The sequence below is a fragment of the Aromatoleum toluvorans genome, from assembly GCF_012910905.1.
Classification (GTDB): domain Bacteria; phylum Pseudomonadota; class Gammaproteobacteria; order Burkholderiales; family Rhodocyclaceae; genus Aromatoleum; species Aromatoleum toluvorans.
This window is the reverse complement of the sequence record NZ_WTVN01000074.1, coordinates 1-4,675: the sequence shown is the minus strand read 5'-3', so window position 1 is coordinate 4,675 and position 4,675 is coordinate 1. Positions and strand designations below refer to the sequence as shown.

4 protein-coding genes are annotated in these 4,675 nt (G+C 54.2%); 3 read left to right on the top strand and 1 reads right to left on the bottom strand.

Going from position 1 to position 4,675, the window contains the following annotated elements; genetic code table 11:
- Positions 1–415: 415 nt before the first annotated feature.
- On the bottom strand, positions 416–1,780 hold the full coding sequence (locus GPA22_RS22235; RefSeq protein ID WP_211169301.1) for an integron integrase: 1,365 nt from the start codon (positions 1,778–1,780) through the stop codon (positions 416–418).
- 145 nt (positions 1,781–1,925) lie between these two features.
- Between GPA22_RS22235 and GPA22_RS22230 the strand changes: the two genes are divergently transcribed.
- The 3 genes from GPA22_RS22230 (at position 1,926) to GPA22_RS22220 (ending at position 4,490) form a co-directional block, all read left to right on the top strand.
- On the top strand, positions 1,926–2,873 hold the full coding sequence (locus GPA22_RS22230) for an HNH endonuclease (protein ID WP_169258250.1): 948 nt from the start codon (positions 1,926–1,928) through the stop codon (positions 2,871–2,873).
- A 78-nt stretch (positions 2,874–2,951) separates the two neighbouring features.
- The gene (locus GPA22_RS22225; RefSeq protein WP_169258249.1) at positions 2,952–3,992 is read left to right on the top strand and encodes a hypothetical protein; all 1,041 of its coding nucleotides are present in this window, start codon (positions 2,952–2,954) and stop codon (positions 3,990–3,992) included.
- A 90-nt stretch (positions 3,993–4,082) separates the two neighbouring features.
- Entirely contained in the window at positions 4,083–4,490 is a 408-nt protein-coding gene (locus tag GPA22_RS22220) for a GNAT family N-acetyltransferase (protein ID WP_169258248.1), read from the top strand.
- Positions 4,491–4,675 lie beyond the last annotated feature (185 nt).

The following is a 4,675-nucleotide window of genomic DNA, read 5'->3' as shown; positions in this document are numbered from 1 at the left end:
CCCCCGGCCACCAGCGCCCCGATGGCCCCCAGGCAAACGGCCAATCTCCTTGCATGCATCCCCGCCTCCTCGTGATTGTTGGTCTTCCAACTGAATCAGGTGAGACAACGCAAGCTCGATGCCCGTTTTGCACAGACACGCGATAGTTGTTTATTTACAGATACTTGTGAATTCAGAACAGGACGATCGGCCGCGCTCGCCACGAGCCGCGATTGTGCGGAATGCAGACACCTTCGTCCCGCAAGCACGGAACGACCCAGCAGTAACGCGGGCCGCAGCCGCACCATCGGCGCGAATCGCAAAATCAGACACTGTCCAGATTTGCGACAGCCGCGCGCCTCCGCTGGAAAAAACGCGCTAGCGGCAAACGGCGCCGACGCCCGACAAGACTACGCAACAACCGCGGCAAGGACGCTCAGGCCATCACGTCAAGCGGACTCCGCACGCCGCGTCCGCCGCGGTTCAGGACATGCGTATAGATCATCGTCGTGGACACATCCGAATGGCCGAGCAGCTCCTGCACCGTACGGATGTCGTACCCCGCCTCCAGCACGTGCGTCGCGAAGCTGTGGCGCAGCGCGTGACAGTTCACCGGCTTGCTCAAACCCGCCTCACGCGCCGCACGATGCACTGCCTTCTGCAGACTGCTCTCGTGCAGGTGATGACGACGCACGCCTCCGCCCCGCGGATCCGCCGACAGCCGGCTCGCCGGAAACACATACTGCCTGCCCCACTCGCGCGCCGCCCCCGGGTACTTGCGCTCCAGCGCATCGGGCAGGAAGACCGCGCCCCCTCCCTGCGCCAGGTCATCCCGGTGCAGCGCACGCACCTTCGCGAGATGCGCCTGCAATTCCTCCCCCAGGCGCACCGGCATCGGCACCATCCTGTCCTTCTGCCCCTTGCCGTCACGAACCAAGATCTGCCGGTAGTCGAAGTCGAGATCCTTCACCCGCAGGCGCACGCATTCCATAAGGCGCATCCCGGTCCCGTACAACAGCGCCGCCATCATTCCGTGCACGCCGTCCAGCCGCCCCAGCAGCCGTGCGACCTCGCTCTGCGACAGCACCACCGGCAAGCGCTGCGGACGCTTCGCCCGCGCGAAACTCCCCAGCTCCCCCAGGGGCCGTTCGAGAACCTTGTCGTACACGAACACCAGCGCATTGAGCGCCTGATTCTGCGTGCTGGCAGCAACCTTCCCCTGCACCGCAAGCGCCTGCAGGAAAGCCTTCACCTCGGACGCGCCCGCCGCCCGCAGATCCGCCCCTTTCAGGAAGCGCGCAAACCGATCGAGCCACCCGCAATACGCCTCCTCGGTGCGGATCGAATAATTGCGCTGCCGGATCACCGCGACCACCCGCGCCCGAACCTCGCCAACGCCGCCGCCTCCGCCCACGCCTGTCTCCAGCGGCTCAGGCGCGACACTGCGTGCAAGCGTGGGATGCGAAGGCGACAGCTCGCGCCCGCCCTCGCGCCAGTAACCCCAGTCCACGTCCGCCGAAGCCGGCGCCTGCCCCAACTGCAACAACAACCGCACCGCCTCCACCACCTGGCGAAACTGCCACGGCCGCAGTCGGCCTATCCTGTCGCGTTCCGCCAGCCAACCCTCAACTTCCACCGCCGAGTGCGTCGCAAGCCGCCGACCTTCAAAGGCCTTCAGATACGCCTCCGCATGCCGCACGTACCAGTCCGCAGCCTGCGGCTTTACCCCTGAATTCGTCAGCAAAATCCGGTACTTGCACCAGAATCGCTCCACCGCGTCCGGCGTGTTTGACAGAGTCATATGCGTCGGCTATTTTATATTGCAACGAATAGTTACATGGAATCCGATCGATGCTATCGTCATTTTCGACAACCAACAATAGGCCGAATCGGCCTATTGCGATATTGGCCGATTCCGTCTACTACAACTGTTAGCAGGATCAATCATGACCATCGCTGATCGCATTGCCTTTTTTGAGAAGAACTTTGACTTGATAGGAATGGGAACCTATTCCCGGGGCGACAAACACTTCATCTCTGACGGCGAGGTGAGGCTGTGCCGCTTCTGCCAAAAGGATGAAAAGGGAACGACATTTGGGAACGAGTCTCACGCGATTCCAGAATGCCTAGGAAACCACCAGTTAATTCTTCTAGATGAATGTGACAACTGCAATACGTTTTTCTCCGAAAAACTGGAGGACCATCTTGATAAGTTCACGAAGCCCTATCGAATAGCAGGCCAAATAGTAGGAAAGAAAGGCATACCCAACTACAGAACCAATAACAAAAAAAACAGGATCGAGTTCAACGATATACCAACTATTAAGTCGCAAGTTGGCGAAGAGTTTTTCGTGGTGGACAATGAGAATAATGAAATAACAATAAATCTTCATCAGGAGCCTCATATTCCGCTTGGCGTCTATAAAGCACTCTTAAAAATTGCCATATCTATTATCGAAGACAAAAATGAGTTAAGCGCATTTAGGCAAACTATCCTCTGGCTGCTAAATCCAGACTTAACCCTATCCGTTATCAAACCGGCGCTTTTATTGCAGGCATTCGTGCCGGGGCCAAGGCCCACCGACGGAGTTTTCGTATCTCTGTTCCGAAGAAAAGCGGGAATCTCAGGTGTTCCGTATGCAGTATTCGTAATCGCCTTTGGGAACGTTGTATTTCAGCTAGTCGTGCCATCTCATATCGATAACGGTGTCAGCATGACATGTCAATTGCCATTTTTGCCTTCGCCATTTGAGATTGCAGGTTGGCCGTACGGTGACCTGAAATTCAGCTCGTACGATCTTTCTGGAACAGAGAAAATAAGCAGAGAGTTTCCTTTGGTGTACAGCTTTGACCAAATGGTCGAAGTGGCCCCAAGTACCGTGAAGCCCTGCTAACAAATCATTCCACCGGACCTGCGCAAAAAGCTGCGCAGGCCGGTGAATTCAAACGTTAGGCCACAAGTTCAGTTGACCATGACTCCAGAAAAAGCACACGAATTCCAGCGATTTATGAAAAACCGTCCTCATGTGCTCATTCTTGGGGCGGGGGCAACTGTTGCTGCAATCCCGAAAGGCGACAAAAGCGGACGGAAGTCATCCGTGATGGATGGCTTTATCGAAAAGCTCGGAATGAGTCAAATAATCCTCGACGCAAAACTTAAGACTAAAAGCAGCAACCTTGAGGATATATACACAGAGCTTCACGAGCGAGACGATTGCGACGAGATTAGGTCACTTCTGGATGAAAGAATCAGGGAATACTTCTCAGTATTGGAGATCCCCGACGAGCCGAATATATACGATCTCCTTCTTCTGGCTTTAAGGAAGAAGGATTTGGTAGCAACATTCAATTGGGACCCTCTGCTGCTTCAGGCGTACCAGCGGGTTTCAAAATTCACAAAAGACCTTCCCGATCTTGCATTCCTGCATGGAAATGTTCTCGTTGGATACTGTCCGGATCACAAATACGGAGGGATCATTCATGCGAAGTGCCCGCAGTGCGGCGCCTACTTTCAGCCGGGGCGATTGCTATATCCAATCCGTGAAAAGAATTATGCGGCCGACCCATACATACAAGACAACTGGAATGCGGTTCGCAATAAGCTAAGACGCGCCTATCTTGTAACAATTTTTGGATATAGCGCCCCCAAAACTGATTCGGAAGCTATTGCACTAATGAAAGAGGCTTGGGGCTCAATCGACAAAAGAAACCTTGAAGATTTCGAGTTCATTGATATTCGGCCAGAGGACGAACTTACTGATAGCTGGTCTGATTTTGTGCACTCTCATCATTATCAAGTTCACAACAGCTTCTTTGCATCAAGTCTTGGAACACATCCACGCCGCACCACTGTCGAGCTATTCGATCGCACAATGGATTGCAAATTCACCAAAGCTACTCGCAAATTTGAACCGAATATGGACTGGTCTATGGTGCAGCAGCTTGTCGAAAGCCTCGTCAAAGAGGAAGAAAGTATTGGTGACAATGAATATCTGTCCGTCGAGTCAGCCTAACAACACCATCAACTCGGACGTGCAAAAGCGCCGCTTCGCTCTGCTTTTGCCCGCCGGTTATGGCGAACGTTAGATGTCGTGACTTCTCACATGAATATCGCAATCAGCCTCAACGACAGAATCACGACTGAAGAAGTTGTTGCCCTCTACAGGGCAAATCAATGGTCGTCTGCTGAAAAACCCGTTCAGCTCATCAACGCATTGCGTAACTCCCACAGCTTGGTTACCGCCCGCCTGGCTGAAGAATTGGTCGGCATCGGGAACGCCATTTCTGACGGTCACTTGGTTGTCTATTACCCGCACATGCTCGTACACCCCGAGCATCAAGGCAAAGGTATCGGCCGCTTAATGATGGAGGCACTCGGTAAGAGGTATTTTTGGTTCCATCAACAAATGCTTACCGCTGATGGTGAGGCAACCGGGTTCTATGAACGCATTGGTTTTTCACGCGCAGGCCGGACTGTTCCAATGTGGGTTTATGCAGGCACTGAGCACTAAATGACATCTAACCTTTCAGTCAAGCCGACCGTCAAAAGCTGCGCTTTTGCCGTCGGCTTACTTAATGAAATGGACTCCCCCTCCCGTCTTCGGGAAACTGGCTGTATCGCAGCGTGAGCCGCTGCTGGTCTGCAAGAAGGAGGTGTGCCATGACGATTACCCGCATCGGTCTCGATATCGCGAAG

What these genes read in the sequence shown, in the direction of transcription:
- GPA22_RS22230 (WP_169258250.1), top strand. Translation starts at nt 1,926, where the DNA reads ATGACCATCGCTGATCGCATTGCCTTTTTTGAGAAGAACTTTGACTTG.
- GPA22_RS22225 (WP_169258249.1), top strand. Translation starts at nt 2,952, where the DNA reads ATGACTCCAGAAAAAGCACACGAATTCCAGCGATTTATGAAAAACCGT.
- GPA22_RS22220 (WP_169258248.1), top strand. Translation starts at nt 4,083, where the DNA reads ATGAATATCGCAATCAGCCTCAACGACAGAATCACGACTGAAGAAGTT.
- GPA22_RS22235 (WP_211169301.1), bottom strand. Translation starts at nt 1,780, where the DNA reads ATGACTCTGTCAAACACGCCGGACGCGGTGGAGCGATTCTGGTGCAAG.